We start from the raw sequence: 24790 nt of genomic DNA on the forward strand, positions 1-24790 counted from the left end.
AACACAGTAAGCGCCTTTTTTATCACTAGTTTGTATCAAGTCATGTCGTTACAGCAGCATGAGCCAGCAACTCTTTGAGTAATGGTCAACAATTCACTTTCTTACTCTTTGAGGAGTGTTTCAACTTTACCTACGTATATCGTCTCATCTCTCGCGACGACCCCAATCGCTCTTAAACCAGAACCTGACAGAGATACGAGCGACGCAATAATTTCACCATTTTCATCACGCCCTTCGGTGGTTTGCTCATATAGGTTTAGTGGCTTACTACTGATAACGGCAATGGTCATAGACTTTCCATAGGGCGGTTGCGCTTGAAAATCAAAATTCATTTCTTTTGTTGGCAGTAATAGTTCGCCCGACTTGACTTGGTTATCTGGGTTAAACTTGTTTGGGAAGATGACGACCGCTTGGTCATTGGCATCAATATTAATCACATTCAAATACCCCGGCTTGTCGACATCCACTTGATAGATAACTTTGTCGTGCAGGTTGTATTCTTTAGCATTAGAAGAAATATTGAGTGGCTCACTTTCTTCGACGAGATCGCTCAATGCGAGCCAGACAGCCCCTTCGCTCCCTACCGTTTGAACGCCCATCTTTTGGTTCAAGAGTGTAATATCGCCTGAAATAACAGGGTGGAAGCGATTACTCGCATCTGTCTTGTCCGCTACATACTGTGTCACCTGAGCATGAAGCTCAATCGCAGAGAGGTCTTGATCTTGAGCGATAGCGCTGTTGATGGCGCTATTCAAGCCAAGTGTGAAAATACTGCCTCTATTCGTGGCGATTGCGTATTCATCATCACGGGCAGCGGCTAAGGTCAGAAATGACTGGTTGTTCGCTTCAATAATGTCACTGCTTTTTGACGCCATATTATCAAAGCTTTTCTCGCTCACTTTCTCGCTGGTTAATGCCCCTTGGTAATTCAAGAATTTGGTGATCCCCTGAGTTTCACCCAAGTTGTATCGCCCCAAATCAAATGACTTGGTTGATGTCCCTGAGCTACATGCATCAACAAACACATAGGTTTGCTTCGCTTTTAGATTCGACAGAAGACGATTAAATTCATCATCGAGTAGCACACCATCTAAGGTGTATTGATCATTTTCAAACACAACGTGAGAGTCATAGGCCACCAGCACTTCATCTTGTTGGTCATTCTCATCGCCGCTAAAGTCTGGCACGTTCGTCCCGTGTCCACTAAAGTAAAACAGCGCCTGATCAGTTTCTCCGGCCTGCCCTAACCAGTTTTCTATCTGGTATTTGATGTTCTCTTCCGTCGATTGGCTATCCATTAAGATCTTGATTTCATCCTCTTGGTAGCCGAGTAAGCGCACTGTTTGATGCATGTTTTGAACATCAAGATCGATCCCGGGGAGATAGTTGTTTGGGTCTTGGTGTTCCCCTACTCCGACTAATAGTACACGATTACCAGCAGCGGTTGGCAATGAGAACAAGGTGGCCAATGCCAAGGTTAAAGATACAAGTGAGCGGTTTAACATAGATATTTCCTTATTAATTTACACTTCCTTTCAACACTGTTTAACGGCCCATTTATCCATTCCAAATATAAGCCTGTCTACAGTTAGTGAAGCCTAAGCGGTTTCATCAGTGACTAATAGTTAATCAATCACCACTTCAACTCGACGATTAATTCGATGGGCCTGTTCCGTTGATTCATGAGAAACTAACTGGCTTTCTCCCTTGCCCAACACATTGATTTGGTAGAGATCATTGAGATGTTTGATCAGTTCACCTTTAACCGCCTGCGCTCTCTTTAATGACAGCACAAGGTTATAGTCAACCTCGCCTTGACTGTCTGTATGACCAATCAAGGTAACACTGTCTTTCGAAGAAGCAGACAGCTGCACTGCGTTGGCAAGTTCCGCGACTTGTGTAAGACCAGCCTGGGTGAGCGTTGCACTATCATAGTCAAACGGCACAGACAGGCTGACCCTAGCTACAACACCGATGGCCTTACTCCCCTCGAGCTGACAACGAATCTCATCCGCAGAAAGGACATGTTCGCTGCGAAAGGTTTCAATCTCTAGATCCAACTCAACCAGCCACTTGGGCAATTCTTTATCCGCATAGCCCATAGCGGCTTGGTTATAGTGCGCTTTCGCCAAACACAAATTATCTTCCTTGATTGCCACCTTAGATTGCAACGCAGCGATCATTGGCAGCATCTGTTGCTGATTTAAGCTTTGTTTAGCCAATTTTCTGCTCTCGCGAAGTGCGTCTTTGGCTTTATCAAGTTGTTCGCTGTTGACATAGATTTCGGCTATCGCAAAGTACACGAGTGGGTGTGAACAGTACTGGTTGATTGCCTGCAATTGATTCAATTGAGAAGTGAGGTTTTGTTCTTTCATTGCTGACGAGTACGCCGCTGAGGCATTCTCACAACTTTTATCACTTGCCAACGCAAACAAAGGCATGATTAGCGCAACGCTCAGGATGACAATTCGGGAAAGCGGCAGCCACTGCCTATTTTGATCATGTCTCTTCTTTATTTGCATTAGCCACCTGCCATTATTCTTGCTTGTTGTTCACCCGTTTTTATCACTGGTTTCGTGTCTATCTGAACCTTATTCGTTAGCACGTCACTTTCTAAAAATAGCTGCCCGTTGCTAATGACGACACTTGTCATTGGGTAGTATAGATTCTCAGTGACGATTTAGCCCATCGCCCTGCTGAGCCAAACAGTTTGTTATTGAGTTCTTTCCATGATTCAGACTGATATCGAAATTGTTCCGTACCTACGATCTCTTTCAACCAAGTTTCTGGATTAACGAACGAAAAGACGATGAGGTCATCGACCCCTAAAGGAAGTTCAACATCAATCGTATCAAGCAATATCTTCGGTTGATTCGCTGCTATGGGTTCCAGTTCAGCGTTTGTCCAGGGGTAAAGCAAGAAGATATCGCCTCGGCTGTCGATGGTGATAGCGATAATTTGCGCTGAACGTTCACTCAACACACTCAAACTCACACTGTCACCCACCTTGAGTGTGCTGCTTGAGCCTGCGCCCATAAAATCAACCGATAAAGCATAGTCTTGCTGCTGCCCTAAAGTACGCCACTTGTCTCTCCAGCGCTCAATATAGACCTGCTTCGTCACACTCTTTTTAGTTGCGGGAACACGAACAAGCTCAACACCATTCGAATCCTTAAAGACCGCTGAATCGCCCTGAACCGAAATTTCAATTCTAGGGTTGTTACTCACACTAGTAACCCCCTCTATCTGCGATAACCAGTGTTGTACTTGCTTATTGTTAGAAACCACTGAGAATGAATTTTCGTTTGCTAACTCATCACCACTGCTGCTGGCTTGGTCGGCTAATTGGCCAAATGAAGCACGTTGATAAAGCTCGCTTGCGGTACTGGTATTATTCGGCAACTTTTGCGGCTGGTGAGGCACATCTCTGCGTTGTAAGTACTCTCTCGTCGCGAGATAAATCTCATGATTTGAAAGATCGCCATCTCGATTAATATCAGCCGCTAACTGGCCATTCAGTACTCGAAGTAGCGCATCTGAAAACGCGCCGTGTGGTTTATTATCGAAGGTCGGCAGAGCAGATAAACGCCAATCAGGAATGTCCCACGCTTTTTCGTACTTAGAGGAAGCTGAGATAAAAAACAGATTGTGGTATGGGTAAGCAGTCTCTCCTCGCTCTGATGCGCCCAGTGCAGGGGCTTCAAAACTCATTTCAGATGCCCAAGAACTGCGTGTTCCAGGCAAAGCAGTATAGCGTTCCCCTGTACTGCGGTGCGATGTTTGTGTCGAAAGATCTCGCGCTGCATTGCCTGAGAAACAGGCATCGACAGCGACAACAATATTCGCACCAAGCTCATCGAGCGCAACAAATCGAGGAAGCAAATCTCTCCTTCCGATAATGACGGATTCAAGCAGCTTGTCGGCATCAAATGTTGGCATGGTAAACACACTGTCGTAAGGCAGTATCACTCCAGTGTCATCGGGCAATGGAAGAGGAAAGTTTGCATCTTCGGGGCTAGTGCCATGCCCTGAATAATAGATGAAGATGTTATCTTCTTCGCTGACTTTTTCTACAAGTACATCAATGTGCCTCAGTATGTCAGCTTTGTTTGCTTTTTCATCAATAAGAGTGACAATATTGGTCGGTTCAAACCCTCTTCGTACGAGCACTTCTTGCAGTGAATTCACGTCGTATTTAGGCCCTTGCAGATCCGAAATCATCTCATCTTTATAGTCACTAACACCTATCAGCAATGCGTAAGAGACTGCCAGCGTTGAGTTGGAGTAAACAAAAACAATAACCGTAACCAGAATTCTAAGCATGGCAGCTCCCTAGCCATTGTTAGTTTCAAGCAAACCACAAGGATTCACATCCTTTGCTTCTTAGTTCAAGATATCTAACGCCGTCATTCCCCGATCGTTCTTAATCTTGACCAATTGCGGGTATTCTTCAGCGATCAACTCGTACATATCATAGTTGTCTCCATAGGCTGCGTAATGAAGCATTGTGTCGCCCTCACTATCTTGCTCCAAAGGGGAAACGCCCGCTTCTATGCCATAAGGAATCAAATCCATTTCGCCAGCAGATGCGGCAAACATAAGAATGGTTTGGTTAATCTCATCCAGCCTATTCAATGAAGCACCATGCTTAACGAGTTGCTCAATGATTTGCTTGTTACCGCCGTCGACGGCATACCACATTGGATAGCCACCTTCCAAATCAGCGAAATGCAAGTCAGCGCCTTTAGCAACCAACATATCGACCACGTTTAGCTGCTCTGTTTCTATGGCTACCATCAGAGGCGTGTAACCGTCTGAATCAGGTTTAGATGGGTCTATATTAAAATTAAGTAACGCTTTCACAACTCTTTCGTCGCCGTATAAAATCGCCTCTACAAGAGAAGCACGATCGACGAAGTAACCTGCCTCCTGAATCATTTGAACACTTTTGGCTCGTGGGCTAAAGACATGCTGCCATCCATAAGCAATCGCCATTATCAATGCAATCATTAGCAAGATTCTGTTGATTGCTTCTAACGCTTTATTCACCATTAATTTCTTCCTGATACTTTAGATTTCTTATTGAATCGCGACGCGTTTACCATTGTCATAGCGACACACCACTTCTGTTTTTTCTGCTGAGATACACGTTGCATTCCCATGACGAATCCCTTGAACAAAAGGGCCTTTGTATTCACTTCCATTCGAGAAAGTATAAACACCCCACCCATCCCTTACACCTTTAGTAAACTCACCATAATAGGTGTCGCCATTTCGGTAGATAAGTGAGCCCGTTCCAGAACGCTGCCCATTTAAAAAGTCCCCGTAATATTGGTCCCCATTGGCAAAATTTAACGTTCCTGTGCCGTTTCGTTTTCCGTTTTCAAATGCGCCAACGTAGCGCTCACCACTGCTCGCAATGTAAGTTCCAAACCCGTGACGTTGTCCTTTTTCGTATTCGCCATAGAATCGATCGCCAGCGAATTGCCCATCCTTGCTGTAGATATAGAGCCCTTTCCCCGATTTCTTTTTATCTACGAGTGTACCGACGAATCGGTCTCCGTTTTTGTAGGAAACCATTTTTATTTGTCGTTGCATCTGCGCCCAAACAACCTGTTCAGTTCGGCTCAATTTGATCACTTGTTGCCAAGTTTTAAAGCCATCCCTTAGAACCGAGATTTCGTAGTCCCCTTTCGGCAGAGTCAATGAAAATGGGGTAGCCCCATACGATCGACCATCAATAAACACCTCGTCATAATAGATGTTAGAACGCATGGTTAGGGCAGTAAGGTTCGGGTCACTTCCACTCGCTGGATTTGACTGTGCGTCACCTTGCTGAGAAGCCGAATTAAGGTCAGACGAAACGGCATAGGAAACCGTAGTTGAAGGCGCTTGTTTACCCGCGAAATAGAAATCCTCATAGAATGAAGATGAAATCCATGGCACTTGCTTGCCTTGTGTCTCTTTATTCACCTGGGCTAACGTCTGTTTAAACACTTGCTCTAGTGATAGCCCTTGCTGGTCAATATGCTCTAACAAGGCACCAGTGAATACGCCATGTTCGCCTTGTCCATCCAATGCGACTGCACCCGGCGCCGTCGCATAGGCAATAAATGTTCCTTTTGGCCCATCGGTCTGAGCGAGGCCCCTGCGTAACCCTCTTGATTCCGATTTATAGGGGTTATTACGACAAGCATCTAACAAAATAATGTTCTGGCGGTTCTTTGCTTGCGCGAATGTATCCAGAACAAAATCCAGCATTACCGATTCATATTCAACATCGGCTGCCGTCTCTATTTGTGCGGATAACGGTATTAAATAGTTCCTATTCTCCTGCTGTACCCCGTGGCCAGCGTAATAGAACAAATTCACGTCATCAGGCTTTAATGATTTACTGTAAGAACGAATGGCTTGCTGCATTTTCCGTTTATCAGCATCCGTTAGTAAAGTGACCGAAAAACCAAGCTTTTCTAAGCTACCAGCCAAGGCCTTAGCATCATTAACTGGGTTTTTTAACGCACCTATTTGGTAATTTGCGTTACCTATGATCAATGCCTGGCGATCACCGCCACTAGCCCAACTACTTATAGAAGTACAAACGAAAAGAATCGCAACCAGTAGCTGAAGAGTCATCCTAGGCATTATCGATAAAGTCATCGAAGAGGTCGCCTCCCTCTTCGACTTCAAATTCAATGTCACCCAGGTCGATATCGTCCAATGAAATATCAGCAATTTCCATTTCACCATCTAATTGACTGCCCATATTCGCAAACGCTGTTTCAGTCTGAACATCAACATTGTCTACAGAAGCAACCTCAATGGCTTCTTCCCCTTCCATGGCATCGACCTGATCCTGAGCTAGGCTCTGCTCTTCAAAATCGTGGCTCTCACTCAGCGGTTGATCTGTCGACATCTCTCCTGAATCAAGCTCTGAAGTGTCATTTGTTGAGGCAGTGGCTGCGTCAGGTGAATAGATCTGATACGCAGTAAAGGCTAATGCCGCCGACGCGCCCAAAAACATCGCCGTATTAGAACCTGAACCCATATCCTTCACCGCCGCTTTAAACTGATTTTTGTCGAGTATCGTCCCCTCATTTACCATTTTGACTGCTTCTTCGAATTTAGGTTTACGATTAGGGTTAACCAGCAGCCGTAGCATTCGACAAAATAACGCAATCGTTAACAGAGTCGGAATAACCATTGCGAGAGGCAACAAAAACTGGTCAACAAGTGACAATGCACTTATTTGAAGATCGCCTTTCGGAGATAGAACTAGCAGCAAAGCTACGCCCATCAAACAAAGAATCGCCGCAAACAATGTAAAGCTGTATGCGAACCCTTCTATGTTTGTAAACTTACTGTGTCGATGAACCCAGAGCATATTCGGTTGGAACTTACCGCAGTTAGGGCAAGGGATTTGGTCAAATTCTGAGTTAAACTTGTGCTTCAAACCTTGCTTTGCTTCGTCTACTGCTGCTTTTTTGTGTGCCTTATCTTCAACATCCTCACACATGGCTTCAGACTTACGAGTCATCTTATAAACAAACTCTGTATTACAGTGTTCACAATTGACGGGTTTCCAAACCTTACCTTCTATAGATAGACTTTTACTCATTTTAACCTCTAACCACTAAGCCAACGCTGTTAGTGCAGCTTCAAGAATCGACCAATAACCCATGTATATTACGGCGAGTATTCCCAGAGCAAATGGCATGCAAAATATAGCGACAATGATTTTCAGCAACGCTTTGAAAAAACCTTTCCTTCCAGCTCTTCTTGCCAGTCGTTTGACTTCCCACACCCAGTCGATGCCGCATAGAAAAACAAAAGCAGCGAAAATCGTGATCAGTAGTAGTTCGATTAATGAACCATCTTCGCCATTAAACCAACCAGCTTGTTGTTCTACATCGGCAGAAAAATACGCGATAGCGAGAACAATAATCCCTAGCGTCGATAAGATCATTGTCCAACGAAAAGAAAATCGTAATGAGTCTAATGACACCTCAACCATGGGGAGGCGTCGAACGTGTTGTGCATATTCCCTTGCCACTTCATTCACCGCATTATTATTAATAAAATCAATACAAATTATTCGCGCAGATTCTTTGTTAGTCAAACTCATACATAAAATCTATCTATTAAGTTGCGGAATTGAGCTGCCGATCATGAGTTGTTGACCATGATTGAGTATAGGCGTAGACTTAATCGCAAATCGACGATAGACAATTGAGATAAATAATGACTTCATCATGCACAACAGTAAACCAAGACGCGTTTCGCGCTACTGATAAAGACATTGTTCAAGAAGCTAAGTTTGCCGCACTTTCAAAAGCTTTGTCTCACCCTGCTCGCGTCAGAATTATCAAAATACTCATGACGCTCGATAACCTCGGCGGTTGCCTAAACAGTGACTTAGTTTCCGAACTGGGGCTTGCTCAATCTACTGTTTCCGAACATTTGCGGATCTTAAAGCAAGCAGAGTTCATTACAGCAGAACCAACACCGCCGAGAGTATGCTACCGAATCAACCGTAGCAAAATGAATGAGTACGCCACTCTTTTGGATAGCTTAGTTAACTAGGGCATGGCTTAAAAAACAGTAATACATCGTGCATATCTAATCGTCATTCGACGATGTACGATGCGAAATATTAACGATAAACGAATAAACACTTATTTTTGAATCAGATTAACAAGGTTTCACTATGACTCAATTAACTAGCAACCCAAAACTTGGGTTCATCGACCGTTACCTAACTCTGTGGATATTCTTGGCCATGGCGATAGGTGTGGCACTGGGTGCGATGTTCCCGCAAATTGAACAACTGAATGAACAAATGTCTGTTGGAAGCACAAACATTCCCCTCGCGATTGGCCTTATTTTAATGATGTACCCGCCCCTAGCTAAAGTGAATTATCGTTTACTAGGAAAAGTGCGTCACGACAAACAAGCAATTACCCTCTCTTTGGTCATGAACTGGTTAGTTGGCCCAATTCTGATGTTTGTATTGGCTCTCACCTTTCTTGGCGATCACCCTGGGTACATGGTGGGTATCATTCTTATCGGTCTTGCTCGTTGTATTGCCATGGTGCTTGTTTGGAATGAAATAGGCGGCGGCAACAAAGAATATGGCGCGGCACTGGTTGCACTCAATAGTGTGTTCCAAATTTTGACGTACAGCTTTATGGCTTGGTTGTTTATCACGGTATTGCCACCCGTATTCGGTTACGAAAGCATGGTCGTCGATATCTCGATGTTGGATATAGCTCATAGCGTTCTTGTTTATCTAGGCATCCCATTCTTAGCGGGTTTCTTAAGCCGTGAGATTCTCGTTCGATTAAAAGGTGAGAATTGGTACAACCATGTTTTCATCCCAACCATCTCACCAATTACGCTTATCGCTCTGCTCGGTACCATCGTACTCATGTTCAGCCTCAAAGGTGAAATGATTCTAGAGTTACCCTTGGATGTCGTGCGTATTGCTATTCCATTGACGATCTACTTCGTGCTGATGTTTTTCGCAAGCTTCTTTATTGGTAAAAGAATGGGCATACCGTTTGATAAGAACGCTTCTATCGCTTACACCGCAACAGGTAATAATTTTGAGCTCGCGATTGCGGTTTCAATTGCCGTGTTCGGCATTCATTCCGATCAAGCATTTGCTGGAGTGATCGGCCCTCTGATTGAGGTACCTGTTTTGATTGCATTAGTGAACATTACTTTGAAACTTCGAGATAAATACCCTCGCCTTCAAGCAACGAATTAACAGACTGAGCATTTATCACTCTCTTATGAGCCGTACTATCGAGTATGGCTCTTTGTTGATTTATAGTACTTCATTGGAAAAGTCTCAGCTAATATAGAAAAGTAACCCTTCATATTCCATTTCACCTGCTTTGTGGCGTCGTCAAATTATTGGCAAACACGCCAATTACCCATCGCTATATACATGTAAATTATAGGGTTACTGAGGATAAACCAACTTACCCATCGATAAATCGAATATGCAGCCCATTTCTAATGCATTAACGTGGATAATTATAGATTTGATACTAAACTCATATCATAAATATAAATTTTACGTCAGTTGAATTGAAGAAGTGAGCAATCGAAGTGCTTATTTCTCAAGCTAGTAATGGTGAACAATCATGACCAGAACCTCTTTTAGTCGCTTTCAATATTTTCCAATTATTGCCTTCGCAATATCACTGGCCATTGGTGGTTATTTTTATGAGAAAACGCTCGATAAGTGGCTGACTTCTATGGTAAGTAGCCATATGTTTGGCCTTATCGACGATGTCGCTCACCAAGTCAAACTGCAAAATCTCGACCTCTATGATATGACGCCAAGTGAAATAGACTCATTTCTCGACACGCTATCTCAATCAAACTTCAACCGCCGCTTTACAGTGATTCATAGTAGTGGAAAAGTGCTCGGTGACTCACAGTTAAACCCTAGAGAAATCAGTCTGCTTGATGATCACAGTAACAGACCCGAAGTCTCAACTGCACTGTCCGGCTCTCCGGGTATATCACGTCATTTTAGTTCGAGCGTGAACCAGGAACTGCTTTACGTGGCAAAAAAACTTGACCTTCCTGAAGATGAACACGGACATGATGCCACCTATGTTCTAAGACTGGCGATGCCGATGAAAACCATTTATTCCATGGAGCATGAACTGGAACTCATCGTCTTTGCCCTGATCGGCAGTTCACTGTTCGTATTATTGTTTTCGTCTTGGTACAGCAACCGTAAAATCATGGTACTGATTAACAAAGAGCGCGACAAACAAGATGAACGAATTCGCAGAAGTACCAACGAAATCGAGCTTTTACAGCGTTTGGCCCACATGCTGGCCGCCTGTAATAATATAGGCGAAGCTCAAACGGTTGTTGCTGATATTATCCCTCGGATCTTAGGCGATATAAACGGCTGTGTTTCTATCATGCGAGATTCGCGCAATCAGCTTGAGATAAAGCTCGACTGGGGTGGAGAGTGGCCTGCGAATAAAGTCTATGCACCAAATGATTGTTGGGCACTGAGGAAAGGGAAACATCACCTATCGTCTGATAAACATCATCATCTGCCATGTAACCATATGAATGGTTGTGAAGATGATGGTTTGACACTCTGCATTCCTTTGACTGCACACGGAAACACGGTGGGTATGTATCATCTGCACTTTACCAATCAGCAAACCATTGACGAGGAAACCAAGCAACTCGCTTTCACTATTGCAGAACATTTAGGCCTCGCGTTGGCAAACCTAAGCCTACAAGAAAAACTGCGTTCGCAAGCCCTCAGCGATCCACTGACAGGATTGTTTAATCGACGATACTTTGAAGAAGTATTCGACCGAGAATGGTCAAACTCCAATTCGACTGAAGCTCCGTTGTCACTTCTTATGCTCGACCTTGATCACTTCAAACGCTTCAACGACAACTTTGGTCATGACGCTGGCGACTATGTTCTGAAAGAGGTCTCAAACCTTCTGAAACGGGTCATTGGCGACCAAGACACCGCCTGTCGTTTAGGGGGCGAAGAGCTAGCCGTGATCAGTCCAAACAGTTCGATTGCCGCCTCAACAGAACTCGCAAATACCATCGTTAAAGAGATTCGAGAATTGCATTTGGAAATGAAAGGGCTCTCGCTAGGGCAACTCGGTGTCTCTATTGGTGTGACCACCTTCCCTCACCTGAGAGCAACGACTGATGAATTAGTAAAAGCGGCGGACACTGCGCTGTATAAAGCGAAGAACAATGGTCGAAGCCAAGCAATTCATACACATCTTGAAGACCAAAACCTGGTGGATTTTAAGTCTCTTGAAAGAGCAGCTCTCGCTGAACCTAAGAGTAATGACAAGGCAGACAGAGAGATCAAAAACGAAACCAAGAAAGACAGCGAGCTTGATGCCGTAGAGAACATCTAAATTAAAAGTTATCAATGATAGCGATGAAATAAGACACCAGCGCGACCGACTCAACCACTTATTTAGACGATACCAAGATAAATAAGTGGCTGAGTTAACTTGTGCTCACATTTCGATTGGGCTCGCTTTGCTTTTGACTACTTATCTCCGTCCTCTAAACAGATTTAGCAAACAACTTCTAATTCGAAAACATTCCAAATTGCGCCTATCAATCCAAATCGCACCTAATATTGCATTCGCAGTATAAGAACCGGCAACGACCAACAGTGAACCTTCTCTATAGTTGACGACAAGCGCTAAAACTTTTTTTCGACACCCTCAACCGTTCATTTCACTTCAACCCCCTCAGAATTGCCTTTTGACCCCTTAAAATAGCCAAAAACGCACCTTTTAAGTTACTGAAAATCATGAGGTTATTTATATGGAATTCAAGAGGCTTGTAGTGCTATCTTTGCAAGCAACGAAACAGGCGAACGGTTGACACCTACTTATAAGGTTTGTCGATCTTTCGAGCTGATTTTTGCAGTGACTTGTTGGTTCATTTTCTTAATAAACAGAGGCAAGGCAGAGGCTTTGAGATGTCGTTATTCTACATGATAAGCCGATAACGCTGGTTAAATGACCTACAAGTGCTGCCCGAAGGGTTCGGCTAAAATCGTTTATGCTTTGTTAATGAGTATTTGCTTAGAATGCTAGGCTACGCACTCATTGCCACATCTAAATCGATTGTTTCTCGAACAAAACTCAACCGCGAAAGAACAACAGACCCAAGTACCGGGAATTGGCATGACTCATATTGATAAGACTTTTCAACAGCACGACTTCTCTCACCATGATTTAGAAGGGCAGACGTTCACTCGCTGTCTCTTTTTCAACTGCAATTTTGACAGAGCGAATCTTCGAGACAGCAAATTTACAGATTGTCGATTTATAGAGCCTCAGGCACTTGAAGCATGCAGCTTTCACTATACCAACCTAAGGGATGCAAGCTTTACCAACTGTATGCTGACAATGTGCCAGTTCAATGGAGCAGAGTGTTTCGGTCTAGAGCTTCGCAAATGTGACCTTAAAGGTGCTAATTTCCAACAAGCCAATTTCATCAATCGAATCAGCAATTCCGCCTTTTTTTCATCGGTATACATCACCGGATGTAATCTGACTTACAGTAATTTTGAACGCGCATTGATTGAAAAATGCGATCTTTTCGAGAACCGTTGGAATGGTGCGAATCTTTCTGGTGCCAGTTTTAAAGGATCAGACCTGTCTAGAGGAGAGTTCAGCCCAGAGCAATGGGGCACTTTTGGTATGGAGCAAGCCGATTTAACCCATGTAGAACTCGAAGGGCTAGACATTAGAAGAGTCTCTATGTATGGCGTGAAGATATGTGATTGGCAACAAGTTCAACTACTGGAACCCTTTGGTTTGGTTGTTCTTTAACTCGCTCCCATTGGTTTAATCCATTGAATTCATGTGCAACTTTTGGAAGCTGTCATAGAAATCCCTCATACGTTTAAGGAATCAAAAATACAAGGCAGCCATGTATCAACCGAAACGCTTAACCAGTGTGATGAATGGATGCAATGGGCGGATATTATGAATGGGTATAATGAATAGACGTGACGAATAGTCACAACAAGCCCTTATACCTTTGATTTTTTGATACACTCACCCGCGAATACAATAAATAAAGGCTCCACTCGTGGAAATGATCATTATTGCCTCAGAGCAACAAAAACGAATCATCATGCTGTTTAGCAAGACTATGGCAAAAATGTCAGACAAAGCCGTCGTCAACGACCTGAACAACCATGATGTTAAATCGACAGAGTATCCAAGATTTAAAACGGCGACAGATTTGCGTGTAGAACGCATTCAAATACCCGCAAACCCAAAAACGGCAGAGCTAGACGCTGGTGACTTTCTTTATCGTTATTTATCTCAAGGCTACGTTTGTCTAGGAGAACACAAAGGGCAACCGAAGCCTAATCTAGAATCATGGGGAGTGCGCTCAGTGCGTAAACTTCGCAATATTGGTTTCGGGCTTTAAGCTGCATACGTAAACTCTAAGCTCTAAGCTTTGGTTTATACAAAAAGCCATCACTGCGTGAATCAGTGATGGCTTTTTGTTACCGAGTACAAGGCTAGTATTGCCGTCAGCTAGCTATTGTTTACCACTGCGATACGGACTGGCATTTTGGTGACTAGCATAAACATGGGTGGAACAAAATAGAACGACAGAATCGTCGTCAATGCCGTACCACCAGCGATGGCGACGGCAAACGGAGGCCAGAAACCACCACCAGCCAATATCAGTGGCATGAAACCACCTATGGTTGTGATCGTAGTGGAAGTGATGTGTCGAGTACAACTCATCACGGCTTCCAACACCGCTTCTTGGTCCCCTTCACTGGCTTTTTCACTGGCTCTTAATTCTGCCAAAATCACGATAGCGGCATTAATCGCAAGGCCAATCACGCCTAGGATGGCAATAATTACGGTAAAGCCAAACGGATAATCAAACACCCATACTGACAATATACCGAGCCCTGCCGCTAACCCAGCCACAGCAAAGATGATTCCACTGAGCCTGAATGATTTGAACGACAACACCACAACGAGAATCATCAAAACGACAACAACAGAGATATTGCCTATGAGCTTAGCAACAGACTCATCACGCTCAGCGGCTTCACCACCAAACTCAACGCGATAACCGGCAGGGAAATCGTAGCTCTCTAGCTCTTTCTTAAACTCATTAAGTACTGTTTGCGGCAATACCCCTGCATCAATGTAACCTTCGATCGTATTCACACGAACGCCATTGCGACGGGTGATACCTCCATTACTTGGAGACAGTTCTAACGTTGATAAATTTAGCACAGACACCCCAACATTAGAATCTGCCGAATTCGATACCGGAGAAGGAAAGCGAAGATTGTTTAGGTCATCATAACTTTCACGTTCTTCGTCACGTACACGCACCCTAACTGGAATCGACTCTGTCCCTTCAATAATGCTCCCACTCTCTCGGCCTACCAATGTCGACTGCAACAAACCCGCAAACTGGTTAAGGTTCATGCCATTCATTTGAATCGCTTCTTCATCGACATCCACTCTGAACTGCGGAATACCGGAAGACAAACTTTCACGAGTGTGAGTGACCGACGGAACCTTCGACAAAATCAATCGAACATCTTCACCAATGGTTTTCAACGTATCCAGATTGTGTCCATAAACTCGTAATTCGATTGGGGCATTAAATGGAGGGCCTTGTTCCAGTTTTCTCACTAAAATCTGAGCTTGAGGAAAGCGTTCATCCAACTGCTTTTGTAGCTCTGGGATCATACGGTTTGCTTCTTCAAAGTGCGTTGTTTTCACCATCGCCTGAGAGAAATAAGGGGCTTTTTGCTGGCCCGCGACGAGATTGTAATAAAACGATGGGAAAGACGCCCCGATCATCCATTGCACTTGTTCCACAGCTTCATCTTCTAAAATAAACTGATGGATCTGCTCCGTTGTCGCTTTCGTGGCATAAATGCTGGCTTGTGGTGGCATATACACTTGGATTTCGAACATGTCGCGATCAGAAGCAGGGAAAAACTGCTCCGTCAGTTGCGACATACTCCAATAGCCCGTTAACGGTAAAACTAATGCAAAACCAATCGCCAGCAGCGGATGACGAATAGCCAACCGCACAGATTTCGCAAACCACGTACTTAGGGCAGGAAGACTAATGCCGGTTTGGTACCAACTCGAAGACGTTTGTTTGCTTGGCAAGTACGCGCATGACAGCGCCGCTATCACCGTATGTGAAATAATATAAGAGCCCACCAGCGAAAAAGATACGGTCAATGCGATAGCGCCAACGAATTCGCCCGTCGCCCCCTCCATTAAAAAGATCGGTGCGAACGCAAACACCGTCGTTAAGGTAGAGCCAAGTAGCGGAACCCAAAGGTGCCCAATGGCAACCATTGCAGATTCTAATTTCTGCATGCCTTTTAAGCGATAGCTTTGAATGGTGTCCACCATTACGACCGCATTATCGACCATGATTCCAAGCGCCACGATAAAACCTGTGAGAGACATTTGGTTAATCGGAATGGCAAAGTACTTCATCAACGACAACGTCAACAACATGGTTAATGGCAAAGCGAAAGCAATGATGACAGCGGCGCGTATACCCAGCGTGAACAACAGCACGAATAAGACCAAACAAAAACCAATGAGCAAGCTCTCGCCCAGTTCAACCAATCGCTGCTCTGTGTAACCTTGCTGGCTGTACAGTACGTTGACCTTAATATCGCTAGGCAATTCTAGCCGAAAGTCGTCGACCAACCTCATCGCTGCAGGCGTCCACTTATCAACACGCAATGTCGACTGCATGCGCGCGCCAACAATCACACCCGGTTTACCATCCACTAAGGCAAGTTCATCATAAGGCGTTTTTGCAGCGCGTTGGACATTGGCCACGTCACCCACTCTGACCGTGTGACCATTTTCATCAATAGAAATGGGTACTTTACGTACGCGTTCTATGGAATCTAAATTAGAAGACAACTCCAAACCGAAACGCGTAGACGAGTTGACTAGCTCGCCCGCTGAGTTTTTTGCATCCGCGCCTTCTAGTGCTGCAGCCAGCTGCTGTGCAGAAAACCCTAATGTGGCCGTATCATTGATATCAAAATTCACCACAATTTCTTCGTCAGGCAGACCATATTGGTCAACAAACTCAGTACCTGACAAGGTTCGCAAACGTGTCGCCAACTCTTTTCCATAGCGGCCTAGCGTCAACAGGTCGGGTTCCCCTTCCCCTTGCCAACCCAGTGATAAAATGGTGGTAAACGCATAGGTATGATCGCTGTCTAATTCAGGAGAAAGTGCATCACTGGGCAACTCCCGCTCAACGTCGGACAACTTGTCACGAATTTTCGACCAAATGGGCTCTGCATCCGTAATTTCATCTTGGAGTTCAACCCCAATGACAGCGATGCCCAGACGAGAGGTCGACGTGATCAGGTTGATTTCATTCACCTGACGAAGCTTATTCTCAATTACTTCGGTCACTAACGACTCAACTCGTATCGCACTGGCGCCTGGAAAGACAGCCGTGATCGTGGCATTTCGATTCGAAATAATAGGGTCTTCAGCGCGAGGCAACGTGTTAAAAGCCGATAATCCGCTCACAATAAGGAACGCGATAACCAGCACCATCAGGCGCGTGTTCGAGAGTATCGATGCGTATTTCATCCTACCCCCTTACTTCGCGACTGACACGGATTGGCCAGGTACCACTTTGTGTAACCCTGACGTGATCACTTGATCGCCATTATTTAGGGCACCCTTCACGTACACAGATTCGTTGTTCGCAAACAGAACATTGACCACGCGGCGCTCCACCTGGTTTTCACCGTCTGTAGAGTTCAGCGCATAAATATTCCACGTGCCTCGAATACCATCAATCAACGCCGTAGTGGGTAGCCAAAAACCTTGCTCAGGGTAGTGTTTGTCGAAAGTAAGATAAGCCAACTCGCCATCTAACACTGAATTGGTCTCATCCAACAAAAAGCGGAGGCTTATGCTTCTTGAATTCGCATCGATATTTGAGGCTTTAGAGATCAAACGTGCTGAATATTCTTGATTTCTTACGCGAATAACAAACTCATCTTGCGCTTGTACGTCTTTCAAATCTTGGCTGTTCACTCCAATCACTGCTTCTTTTCCAGAAGTAGAGAGCAGAGAAAACGTGGATGTTCCCACCCCAACAACATCACCCAATGACACGAATCGCTTGCTCACGATACCGTCATACGGAGCGCGAATCGTCGACTTCTTCAGTTTTAATCGATTCGCTTCAACAGCAGATTGAATGCGTAACAGGTTTGCTGCAAGCGCATCTTTTTGACTCACTAATGCGTCTATTTCGGAGTCAGAGCTATAGCCTTTCTTCTTTAATGCATGCTGACGATTTAAGTTGGTTTCCGTCAGCTTTTGCTGCGCTTTCACTTCATCAAGCTGCGCTTGCAACTCTTTCAGCTCTGAGCCAAGCAACTGAGTATCAAGAGTTACTAACTTCTGGCCTTTCGTGACAGTCTGACCGACATCGACATAAATATCAGAAACCTTACCTGACAATTCAAAACCTAGGTTCGCTCTTTGCGCAGAGTTAATGACGCCAACGTACTCGCGGCCAACCGAATAGCTTTGCTGCTCAATGACGGGTTGAGACTCCACCGTAAGCAAGGTTCGTGAAGGCGCTTCGGCCGTTTGTACATCTGAACACGCCGATAGAAGAAGCATTGCAGAGACAGTTAAGCTCAATGAAGAAAGTTTTTGATACCGCATAAAACACCTTTACCCGTCGGTCCTTGTCACGTTTTCCTACAATCAAACTAGACAGTCTAGTTTGCTTTTTGCACATTAAACACCAACAAGACTAGACTGTCCAGTTTGATGTTGATATTCTTGCGACCAAAATAAAGTAGAGAGCAGAGTTAGCCATGAGCAATGCCAGTGAAGTAAAACGCCAAAGAATCCTTGAAGCTGCAACCACCTTATTTGGTGAGCATGGTTACTCGGCCAATATGGATAGCATTGCGAAGTTAGCGGATGTGTCTAAGCAAACGGTCTATTCGCACTTTAAAACGAAAGACATACTGTTTGAGCTTTGCATGAAGACTAAGTGCCTAGAGTATCAGGCCGATGAAGGCATGCTAGATTTGAGCAAGCCAATGAACGAAGCCATTCTTCAATTCGCTCAAGGGTTACAAGAAACGCTATTGAACCCTGGGGCCATTCACACGTTCCGTAATGCAGTCAGCAATATCGATAATCACCCTGAATTTGCAGCGACCTACTTGCGTTTTGGTCCGAAACAATCCACCGACGTGCTCAGTGAGTATTTGCAGAAAAAACACGACATGGGTGAGATTAAACTGGATGTTTCAGCGGAAGAAAGCGCGATTCAATTGCTTCTCATGTTTCATGGAAAACCGGTGTACTGGAGATATCTCGGGGAAGATATCAAGCAAAGCAACACTCAGCGTGACGCCTACTTAAAGAGCTGTATTGGGATGTTTTTATCATTTGTTCAGAATTGAACCTATCGAAATCGAACCATCGTTCTGAGTCTATTCAAGTCGACATGAACGACAATCTTCAGTTTTACTCTTAGTCGTGACGCTGCATTGGAATGCTTCAGCTATCAGCCTTGTCACGACTTGCCCTGTCAGAGCAGCCCTTTCACGACCACGATACGCAGCTTAGCGTCGTAACTCTTGCGCTCCATCAACTAGTCAATCAACCCTTTATCAATCGCGGCTTTCACAAGGCCTGCTGTCGAAGTCACACCCAGCTTCTTTTTGATTCTTAAGCGATGGGTTTCCACTGTACGCACACTGATGTGCAGTTTCTCAGCAATCTCTTTGTTGCAATCGCCTCCAACTAACGCTTGCAACACATCAAGTTCACGCTTAGAAATGGTCTCATCTTTTGGCTCGGGCTTGTCAGTGAACTGCTCCAATAGCTTGTCTGATGCTTGAGCACTTAAATAGGAACGGCCTTGAGCCACTTGATTGATCGCAAGTACCAGCTCTTCCGATCCCACATCTTTTAGCACGTAACCTTTGGCACCCGCTTTCACAGCGGAGACCACGTACTCTTTTGTATCATGCATCGACAACATAATAACGGATGTAGGGCAATCTTCTGAATGAAGCTGCTCCAGTACCTCAATGCCATTGAGTATTGGCATATTTATATCGAGCAACAACACATCTGGTTTCAATGATCGGGTTACCTCCAGTGCTTCTAATCCCGTCCCTGCGCACGCAAGAATGTTGAGGTTCTCTTCCCTTTCAAGCCGAGATTTTAATCCGTCTTGCATCAAGCGATGATCATCTGCCAAAACCAAATTTATCATAGTAACTCCATGTTCAAACTGACTCTTACTTCAGTCCCTTGCCCTATCTCGCTTGACACCACAAACGTCCCACCGAGTGCCTGAATACGCTCGGCCATGTTTCGAAGCCCCATATTCTGAGCCACAGCCTTCTTACTCTGCTTTCTTGGGTTACTAAACCCAACGCCGTCATCGCTGATCGTCAACAACAGCTCACTTCCTTCTCGTTGCAAAATCACATCCGCCCCTTTGGCTAAGGCATGTTTCTCTACGTTGTGCAGCGCCTCTTGTGTAATGCGATACAGGGTCGTTTCAACCTCTGGCAAAAGCTTTAGCTCATCAATGTCATGTTCAAACAGCAGCTCGAAATCCGTACGGCCTCGCAGCTCTTCGACATACGCCTCAATGCCCGCAACCAAACCAAGGTCATCCAATTGCGGCGGTCTCAAGTCTCTCGATATTCTTCGAAGCTCTACAATTGCCTGATCCATCGCCAGCTTGCTTGATTCTAGCTCTTTCATCTTTTTAGTTTCATCGTCTTCATCACGAACGTTATCAATTCGATACTTCGCAGCCACCAGCAGCTGATTGACCCCATCATGCAGTTCTCTTGAAACGCGGCGTCGTTCATTCTCTTGTGAGTCAATGATTTGTTCGTTCAGCAAACTTAACTGTTCATTGGCGAGTTTCTTCACACTCAAGTTAAGCGACGCACCAACTGCAGCGATAACAAAAACCGCGACGATCATTACTGCAAATACGGCGGCGGCACTTTGGCTTACCTTGTCATCAAAGCCTTTGTGCATATGCATAACTTGCTGCTCTACATCGTCCAAATACACGCCAGTGCCAATCATCCAACCCCATTTATCGAGCCCTACCGCGTAGCTCAGTTTGGGTAACGGCTCTGATTTAGACGGCTTATGCCATTGGTAATCAACAAAGCCGCCCTCCTCTTTCGATACCTTGATAAGCTCCTGAAGCAGCTTTTTGCCTTGTACGTCTTCAACCAGCCACCAGTTCTTCCCAATTCTGTCGGTCTGATACGGCAGCACTAGCGCTTCACCTTCCCAGTCGTAGGCAAAGAAATAGCCGTCGTTGCCATAAGTCATTTGCGTGAGTTTATCGCGAACCTTTTGCTTGGCTTCCTCTGTCGGAAGATCACTGTCGTAATACGGCGTGATCGCTTTTACTGCCAGCTCTACATACTGTTGAAGCTCTTGTTTTTTGGATGCGACGATATTGGCTCGGATTAAACTCACTTCTTCTTCCACAAGCTGTTTTGCCTGACTAAAAAGCAATGTCGCCATGAAGGTCACCACCAAAATAAGGGGCACCACAGAGAGTAAAAAAATGTTAACCGATAATTTCTTTTTATTTACAAAACGCATACAAAACCATCATCCAGATTGAAATTCAATACGTAGTACTACGTAACGCTCGCCATTTTTTACGCATTAACACTGACCAAATTTGCGCGTTAATCCCAATATCACCAACAGCTTACGACCTCTAAACTCTACCTTAAATGTAACATTGCATTAACACAAGTCCCCTAGCGACCGCATGCAATTGACGCATTTTAAACAACACACATTTAAGGACCTAACGAGGAAATGGACATGAATTTCAACAAACTCGCTCTGATCACAGCCATTGCTGCTACCAGTGGACTAACCGTCAACACCGCGTACGCGGCCGATAAAGTATTACTGAAAACGCCGATTGCATTTGGTAGTCATTTGCCTGCTTTAGGCACGCCGATTAAGTGGTATTCAGAGCGCATTCCACAAACCTCGGGCGGAACAATCAAAATGAAGATCTACGAGCCTGGAAAACTGGTGAACCCTGCTGAGATCTTAGACGCCGTTTCAACGGGCAAAATAAACTCGGGCTACTCAACGGCTGGATATTGGCAAGGAAAACTGCCTGCTGCTGCGCTCTTTTCAGCGGTTCCATTTGGCCCTGAAGCAGGTGAGTACATGGCCTGGCTGCACTTTGGTAACGGCTTGAAACTTTATCAAGAGATGTATGATCAAGGTGGCTACAACGTAAAAGTCCTCCCTTGTGCCATCATCTCACCAGAAACATCAGGTTGGTTTAAGAAACCAATCGAAAAGCCAGAAGATCTTAAAGGCTTAAACATGCGTTTCTTCGGTTTGGGTGCATCCGTTATGGAGAAGCTTGGCGTGGGTACAGTTCAACTCCCAGGTGGTGAAATCTTTGGTGCAATGGAGAAAGGCGCAATTGACGCTTCTGAATTCTCCCAACCGGCAATTGACCAACGTTTGGGCTTCCACAAGGTTGCTAAGTACAACTACTTCCCAGGTTGGCATCAACAATCCACCGTCTTCGAGCTATTGATCAACAAAGACACGTGGAATGACATGGACACCATGCAACAAAGCGCGGTTGAAACAACGTGTATGGCGGCAATGACCTACTCAATTGCAGAAGGTGAAGCCATGCAGTTTGGCGCCATGCAAAAAGCGAAAGAGAAAGGCGTAGAGATACGTTACTGGAACGAAGAGATGCTGAATCTATTTGAAACAACTTGGTTGGAAGTTGTTGATGAGAAGAAAGAAGACCCGTTCTTTGCCAAGGTATGGGAAGATTTGAGTCAATTCAGAAAAGGCTACGCGCTATGGGAAGCAAACGCATTCTTACCGCGTGAATCAACGCAATAAATTCCATTAACCACCACCATCATTAATCTACATAGACTGGCCAACCTGATTGGGCTGGCTAGTCTAACTGGAGGAGCCTATGCTTCGCGCCTTATCCAGATCTAAGCCTACGCCAATGTATATCCATATCGACAACTTCATTACCTCGATAAGTAAGGTGATTGCATGGTCTAACCTTGCCCTAATCGCCGTCATTATTATTCAAGTGGTGTTGCGTAAAGTCTTTTCAAACGGCCAAATTGCCTTTGAAGAGCTGCAATGGCACTTATACGCCACCGCCGTGATGTTTGGTACTGCCTACTCTCAGGTAACGAACCTTCACGTGCGTGTTGATCTTTTCTATCACAAGTTCAACGAACGCCGAAAAGCATGGGTTGATATTGTCGGCCTATCACTGTTTGCGATTCCTTTTGTGCTGGTCGTTATTGTGCATTCCTACGACTTCACCTTTGAAGCCTGGCGCGTTAATGAACGCTCATCGTCCCCCTCAGGGCTGCCATTTCGCTGGCTAATCAAAGCCGTGATACCTGTCAGTTTCACTCTGTTGTTGATGTCATTAATTTCTCGAATTCTACGCAATATTCACACATTGAAGGGAGGCAACCATGGAAGCTAACGAGTGGATTGTCATTGCCATGTTTGGCTCATTTATACTGCTACTGTTTACCGGTATTCCGGTTGCTTACGTACTGGGTGGAATCGGTGTGTTCTTTGCCGCGGTGGGCTATTTTGCGGATATTTATCTCGATACGTTTACAGGGTTAGATTTCAATACACTGGGCCTTGTGGTTAATCGCATCTACAAAATCATGGATAACTGGATTCTGGTCGCCCTGCCCATGTTCATCTTTATGGGGAACATGTTGGACAAGTCAGGGATCGCTGAGAAGTTAATGGCGTCGATGCAAAAGCTGTTTGGTAAAGTGCACGGTGGGCTGGCTGTCACCGTCATGGCGATTGGTATTATTCTCGCGGCGTCGACGGGCATCATTGGTGCGTCGGTTGTTCTGCTTACTGTGATGTCGCTGCCTACCATGATGCGTCAAGGGTATCATCTTCCTCTGGCCCTTGGCACGGTCGCTTCTGCAGGGACTCTTGGAATATTACTCCCTCCTTCCATCATGCTGGTGATCATGGCAGATCAGCTTGGCCTGTCTGTTGGCGATCTGTTTATGGGCGCTATCATGCCAGGCCTGTTACTTGGTGGCATGTACATCGCTTACATTCTCATCGTTGGCAAACTCAACCCGAGTCAGGCTCCTGTTCCAGACGATGTTGAACCGGTCGATTGGCGCATTATTCTAGATGTATTCAAGGCAATCACACCGACGGTGCTGCTGATTTTCTGCGTACTTGGCTCTATCTTCGCAGGTATTGCTACGCCGACAGAGGCTTCCGGCATAGGGGCTTTAGGGGCCTCCTTGCTCGCCATCTACAACAAAAAGCTTTCGTTCAAGGTCATTAAGGAGGTGTTGCTTTCTACCTACGGAACAACCGCCTACATCTTTATGATTTTCCTCGGCGCTTCATGTTTTGCCTTGGTACTAAGAGAGTTAGGTGGAGACGAGCTGATCGAATCGTTCCTAAGCGGATTGCCGTTCGGTCCGTACGGCATTATCGCGTTTATCCTATTGATCATCTTCTTCTTAGGGTTCTTCCTAGATTGGATTGAGATCACCTTGATTGCGCTTCCGCTTCTTGCTCCCGTTATTTCAAGCTTAGGTATTGATTTGGATGGACATGGCGTGGTGGATAACCCTAGTTTGGTTTGGTTTGTCATGCTCGTTGCGATGGCATTGCAGACCAGCTTCTTAACGCCACCTGTGGGTTTTGCCCTCTTCTATCTTAAAGGGGTCTGCCCTGAGGGAGTGGCACTGAAAGATATCTATAGAGGTGTAACACCTTTTATTATCATTCAACTGATTGCGCTGGTGTGTTTGGTTGCTTGGCCGCAGCTGGTGCTTTGGTTCCCAAGTGTCGCTTATGGATAGCACTCGCGCTTAATAAGGCCTCACGACAAACAAAGAAGCTAGATTTAAAAAGAAGCAAAATTGAAAAGAAGCAAGCTCGAAATGGGTTTGCTTCTTTGCTTTTCTGGCCATTATTTTCAATAATCTTCATGATTACTTCGTCTTTTTTGTTTCCGTATCGTCTTAGTGTCGTCATCACACTTCAAAAACATGACTCATCAATAATAAAAGGTATGTTACCGGCGACACAATCACATGAGCTTTGACGCCACTTCCACCTTTAAGCGCTAACGAGGAATACCATTA

20 protein-coding genes are annotated in these 24790 nt (G+C 45.0%); 9 read left to right on the forward strand and 11 right to left on the reverse strand.

The genetic code is table 11. From position 1 onward, the window contains the following. Positions 1-101: 101 nt before the first annotated feature. The 7 genes from BCU12_RS06280 to BCU12_RS06310 all read right to left on the reverse strand — a co-directional run bounded on the left by BCU12_RS06280 (position 102) and on the right by BCU12_RS06310 (position 8122). On the reverse strand, positions 102-1505 hold the full coding sequence (locus BCU12_RS06280) for a caspase family protein (protein ID WP_102403498.1): 1404 nt from the start codon (positions 1503-1505) through the stop codon (positions 102-104). A gap of 120 nt (positions 1506-1625) precedes the next feature. Then, positions 1626-2522, reverse strand: coding sequence for an OmpA family protein (locus BCU12_RS06285; RefSeq protein ID WP_102403499.1), 897 nt, complete (start codon positions 2520-2522; stop codon positions 1626-1628). Positions 2523-2649: 127 nt separating this feature from the next. Then, complete coding sequence (locus tag BCU12_RS06290) at positions 2650-4323, reverse strand: caspase family protein (protein ID WP_102403500.1); 1674 nt, start codon at positions 4321-4323, stop codon at positions 2650-2652. A gap of 60 nt (positions 4324-4383) precedes the next feature. Continuing rightward, positions 4384-5052, reverse strand: coding sequence for an ankyrin repeat domain-containing protein (locus tag BCU12_RS06295; RefSeq protein ID WP_102403501.1), 669 nt, complete (start codon positions 5050-5052; stop codon positions 4384-4386). 27 nt (positions 5053-5079) lie between these two features. Beyond that, entirely contained in the window at positions 5080-6657 is a 1578-nt protein-coding gene (locus tag BCU12_RS06300) for a caspase family protein (RefSeq protein ID WP_198599266.1), read from the reverse strand. After that, entirely contained in the window at positions 6635-7615 is a 981-nt protein-coding gene (locus BCU12_RS06305; RefSeq protein ID WP_102403503.1) for a hypothetical protein, read from the reverse strand. Before BCU12_RS06305 ends, BCU12_RS06300 begins: the two co-directional genes overlap by 23 nt. A gap of 15 nt (positions 7616-7630) precedes the next feature. After that, positions 7631-8122, reverse strand: coding sequence for a hypothetical protein (locus BCU12_RS06310; RefSeq protein WP_102403504.1), 492 nt, complete (start codon positions 8120-8122; stop codon positions 7631-7633). A gap of 116 nt (positions 8123-8238) precedes the next feature. On the opposite strand from BCU12_RS06310, the gene BCU12_RS06315 reads away from it, so the two are divergent. The 5 genes from BCU12_RS06315 (at position 8239) to BCU12_RS06335 (ending at position 13977) form a co-directional block, all read left to right on the forward strand. Continuing rightward, complete coding sequence (locus BCU12_RS06315; RefSeq protein WP_102403505.1) at positions 8239-8580, forward strand: winged helix-turn-helix domain-containing protein; 342 nt, start codon at positions 8239-8241, stop codon at positions 8578-8580. Between the two features lie 124 nt (positions 8581-8704). Next, positions 8705-9766, forward strand: coding sequence for an ACR3 family arsenite efflux transporter (arsB, locus tag BCU12_RS06320; protein WP_102403506.1), 1062 nt, complete (start codon positions 8705-8707; stop codon positions 9764-9766). Positions 9767-10148: 382 nt separating this feature from the next. Further along, entirely contained in the window at positions 10149-11930 is a 1782-nt protein-coding gene (locus tag BCU12_RS06325) for a sensor domain-containing diguanylate cyclase (RefSeq protein WP_102403507.1), read from the forward strand. Between the two features lie 786 nt (positions 11931-12716). Continuing rightward, the gene (locus BCU12_RS06330) at positions 12717-13367 is read left to right on the forward strand and encodes a Qnr family pentapeptide repeat protein (protein WP_102403516.1); all 651 of its coding nucleotides are present in this window, start codon (positions 12717-12719) and stop codon (positions 13365-13367) included. A gap of 268 nt (positions 13368-13635) precedes the next feature. Next, positions 13636-13977 carry a hypothetical protein gene (locus BCU12_RS06335; RefSeq protein ID WP_241909757.1) on the forward strand — a complete coding sequence of 114 codons (342 nt, stop codon included), beginning with the start codon at positions 13636-13638 and terminating at the stop codon, positions 13975-13977. Between the two features lie 110 nt (positions 13978-14087). Here the strand turns inward: BCU12_RS06335 and BCU12_RS06340 are convergent, their stop codons facing one another. Together BCU12_RS06340 and BCU12_RS06345 are read right to left on the reverse strand one after the other, a co-directional pair. Further along, positions 14088-17177, reverse strand: a complete 3090-nt coding sequence (locus BCU12_RS06340) for an efflux RND transporter permease subunit (protein WP_102403509.1) — start codon at positions 17175-17177, stop codon at positions 14088-14090. Between the two features lie 9 nt (positions 17178-17186). After that, positions 17187-18272, reverse strand: a complete 1086-nt coding sequence (locus BCU12_RS06345) for an efflux RND transporter periplasmic adaptor subunit (protein ID WP_102403510.1) — start codon at positions 18270-18272, stop codon at positions 17187-17189. Positions 18273-18427: 155 nt separating this feature from the next. Here BCU12_RS06345 and BCU12_RS06350 point away from each other — a divergent pair, with 155 nt between their 5' ends. Then, positions 18428-19027, forward strand: coding sequence for a TetR/AcrR family transcriptional regulator (locus BCU12_RS06350; protein WP_102403511.1), 600 nt, complete (start codon positions 18428-18430; stop codon positions 19025-19027). A 191-nt stretch (positions 19028-19218) separates the two neighbouring features. Here the strand turns inward: BCU12_RS06350 and BCU12_RS06355 are convergent, their stop codons facing one another. Both BCU12_RS06355 and BCU12_RS06360 read right to left on the reverse strand, forming a co-directional pair. Continuing rightward, positions 19219-19848, reverse strand: coding sequence for a response regulator transcription factor (locus BCU12_RS06355; RefSeq protein ID WP_102403512.1), 630 nt, complete (start codon positions 19846-19848; stop codon positions 19219-19221). Continuing rightward, positions 19845-21218 (reverse strand): cache domain-containing protein, encoded by a 1374-nt coding sequence (locus BCU12_RS06360; RefSeq protein WP_102403513.1) that lies wholly within the window; start codon positions 21216-21218, stop codon positions 19845-19847. The genes BCU12_RS06355 and BCU12_RS06360 overlap by 4 nt, the downstream gene beginning before the upstream one ends. Before the next feature lie 231 nt (positions 21219-21449). Here BCU12_RS06360 and BCU12_RS06365 point away from each other — a divergent pair, with 231 nt between their 5' ends. From BCU12_RS06365 to BCU12_RS06375, 3 genes are all read left to right on the forward strand, one after another. Next, positions 21450-22514, forward strand: a complete 1065-nt coding sequence (locus tag BCU12_RS06365; protein ID WP_102403517.1) for a TRAP transporter substrate-binding protein — start codon at positions 21450-21452, stop codon at positions 22512-22514. A 79-nt stretch (positions 22515-22593) separates the two neighbouring features. Then, the gene (locus BCU12_RS06370) at positions 22594-23130 is read left to right on the forward strand and encodes a TRAP transporter small permease subunit (RefSeq protein WP_102403514.1); all 537 of its coding nucleotides are present in this window, start codon (positions 22594-22596) and stop codon (positions 23128-23130) included. After that, on the forward strand, positions 23120-24505 hold the full coding sequence (locus tag BCU12_RS06375) for a TRAP transporter large permease subunit (protein WP_102403515.1): 1386 nt from the start codon (positions 23120-23122) through the stop codon (positions 24503-24505). Before BCU12_RS06370 ends, BCU12_RS06375 begins: the two co-directional genes overlap by 11 nt. The last annotated feature ends 285 nt before the right edge of the window (positions 24506-24790 follow it).

It is taken from the genome of Vibrio sp. 10N.261.55.A7 (genome assembly GCF_002877365.1).
In the GTDB taxonomy this organism is placed as follows: Bacteria; Pseudomonadota; Gammaproteobacteria; order Enterobacterales; family Vibrionaceae; genus Vibrio.

Coding starts and splice junctions, on each gene's coding strand:
- BCU12_RS06330 (WP_102403516.1), top strand. CDS start 12,717: ATGACTCATATTGATAAGACTTTTCAACAGCACGACTTCTCTCACCAT.
- BCU12_RS06310 (WP_102403504.1), bottom strand. CDS start 8,122: ATGAGTTTGACTAACAAAGAATCTGCGCGAATAATTTGTATTGATTTT.
- BCU12_RS06285 (WP_102403499.1), bottom strand. CDS start 2,522: ATGCAAATAAAGAAGAGACATGATCAAAATAGGCAGTGGCTGCCGCTT.
- BCU12_RS06300 (WP_198599266.1), bottom strand. CDS start 6,657: ATGACTTTATCGATAATGCCTAGGATGACTCTTCAGCTACTGGTTGCG.
- BCU12_RS06315 (WP_102403505.1), top strand. CDS start 8,239: ATGACTTCATCATGCACAACAGTAAACCAAGACGCGTTTCGCGCTACT.
- arsB (WP_102403506.1), top strand. CDS start 8,705: ATGACTCAATTAACTAGCAACCCAAAACTTGGGTTCATCGACCGTTAC.
- BCU12_RS06375 (WP_102403515.1), top strand. CDS start 23,120: ATGGAAGCTAACGAGTGGATTGTCATTGCCATGTTTGGCTCATTTATA.
- BCU12_RS06295 (WP_102403501.1), bottom strand. CDS start 5,052: ATGGTGAATAAAGCGTTAGAAGCAATCAACAGAATCTTGCTAATGATT.
- BCU12_RS06325 (WP_102403507.1), top strand. CDS start 10,149: ATGACCAGAACCTCTTTTAGTCGCTTTCAATATTTTCCAATTATTGCC.
- BCU12_RS06355 (WP_102403512.1), bottom strand. CDS start 19,848: ATGATAAATTTGGTTTTGGCAGATGATCATCGCTTGATGCAAGACGGA.
- BCU12_RS06335 (WP_241909757.1), top strand. CDS start 13,636: ATGATCATTATTGCCTCAGAGCAACAAAAACGAATCATCATGCTGTTT.
- BCU12_RS06365 (WP_102403517.1), top strand. CDS start 21,450: ATGAATTTCAACAAACTCGCTCTGATCACAGCCATTGCTGCTACCAGT.
- BCU12_RS06305 (WP_102403503.1), bottom strand. CDS start 7,615: ATGAGTAAAAGTCTATCTATAGAAGGTAAGGTTTGGAAACCCGTCAAT.
- BCU12_RS06360 (WP_102403513.1), bottom strand. CDS start 21,218: ATGCGTTTTGTAAATAAAAAGAAATTATCGGTTAACATTTTTTTACTC.
- BCU12_RS06370 (WP_102403514.1), top strand. CDS start 22,594: ATGCTTCGCGCCTTATCCAGATCTAAGCCTACGCCAATGTATATCCAT.
- BCU12_RS06290 (WP_102403500.1), bottom strand. CDS start 4,323: ATGCTTAGAATTCTGGTTACGGTTATTGTTTTTGTTTACTCCAACTCA.
- BCU12_RS06345 (WP_102403510.1), bottom strand. CDS start 18,272: ATGCGGTATCAAAAACTTTCTTCATTGAGCTTAACTGTCTCTGCAATG.
- BCU12_RS06350 (WP_102403511.1), top strand. CDS start 18,428: ATGAGCAATGCCAGTGAAGTAAAACGCCAAAGAATCCTTGAAGCTGCA.
- BCU12_RS06340 (WP_102403509.1), bottom strand. CDS start 17,177: ATGAAATACGCATCGATACTCTCGAACACGCGCCTGATGGTGCTGGTT.
- BCU12_RS06280 (WP_102403498.1), bottom strand. CDS start 1,505: ATGTTAAACCGCTCACTTGTATCTTTAACCTTGGCATTGGCCACCTTG.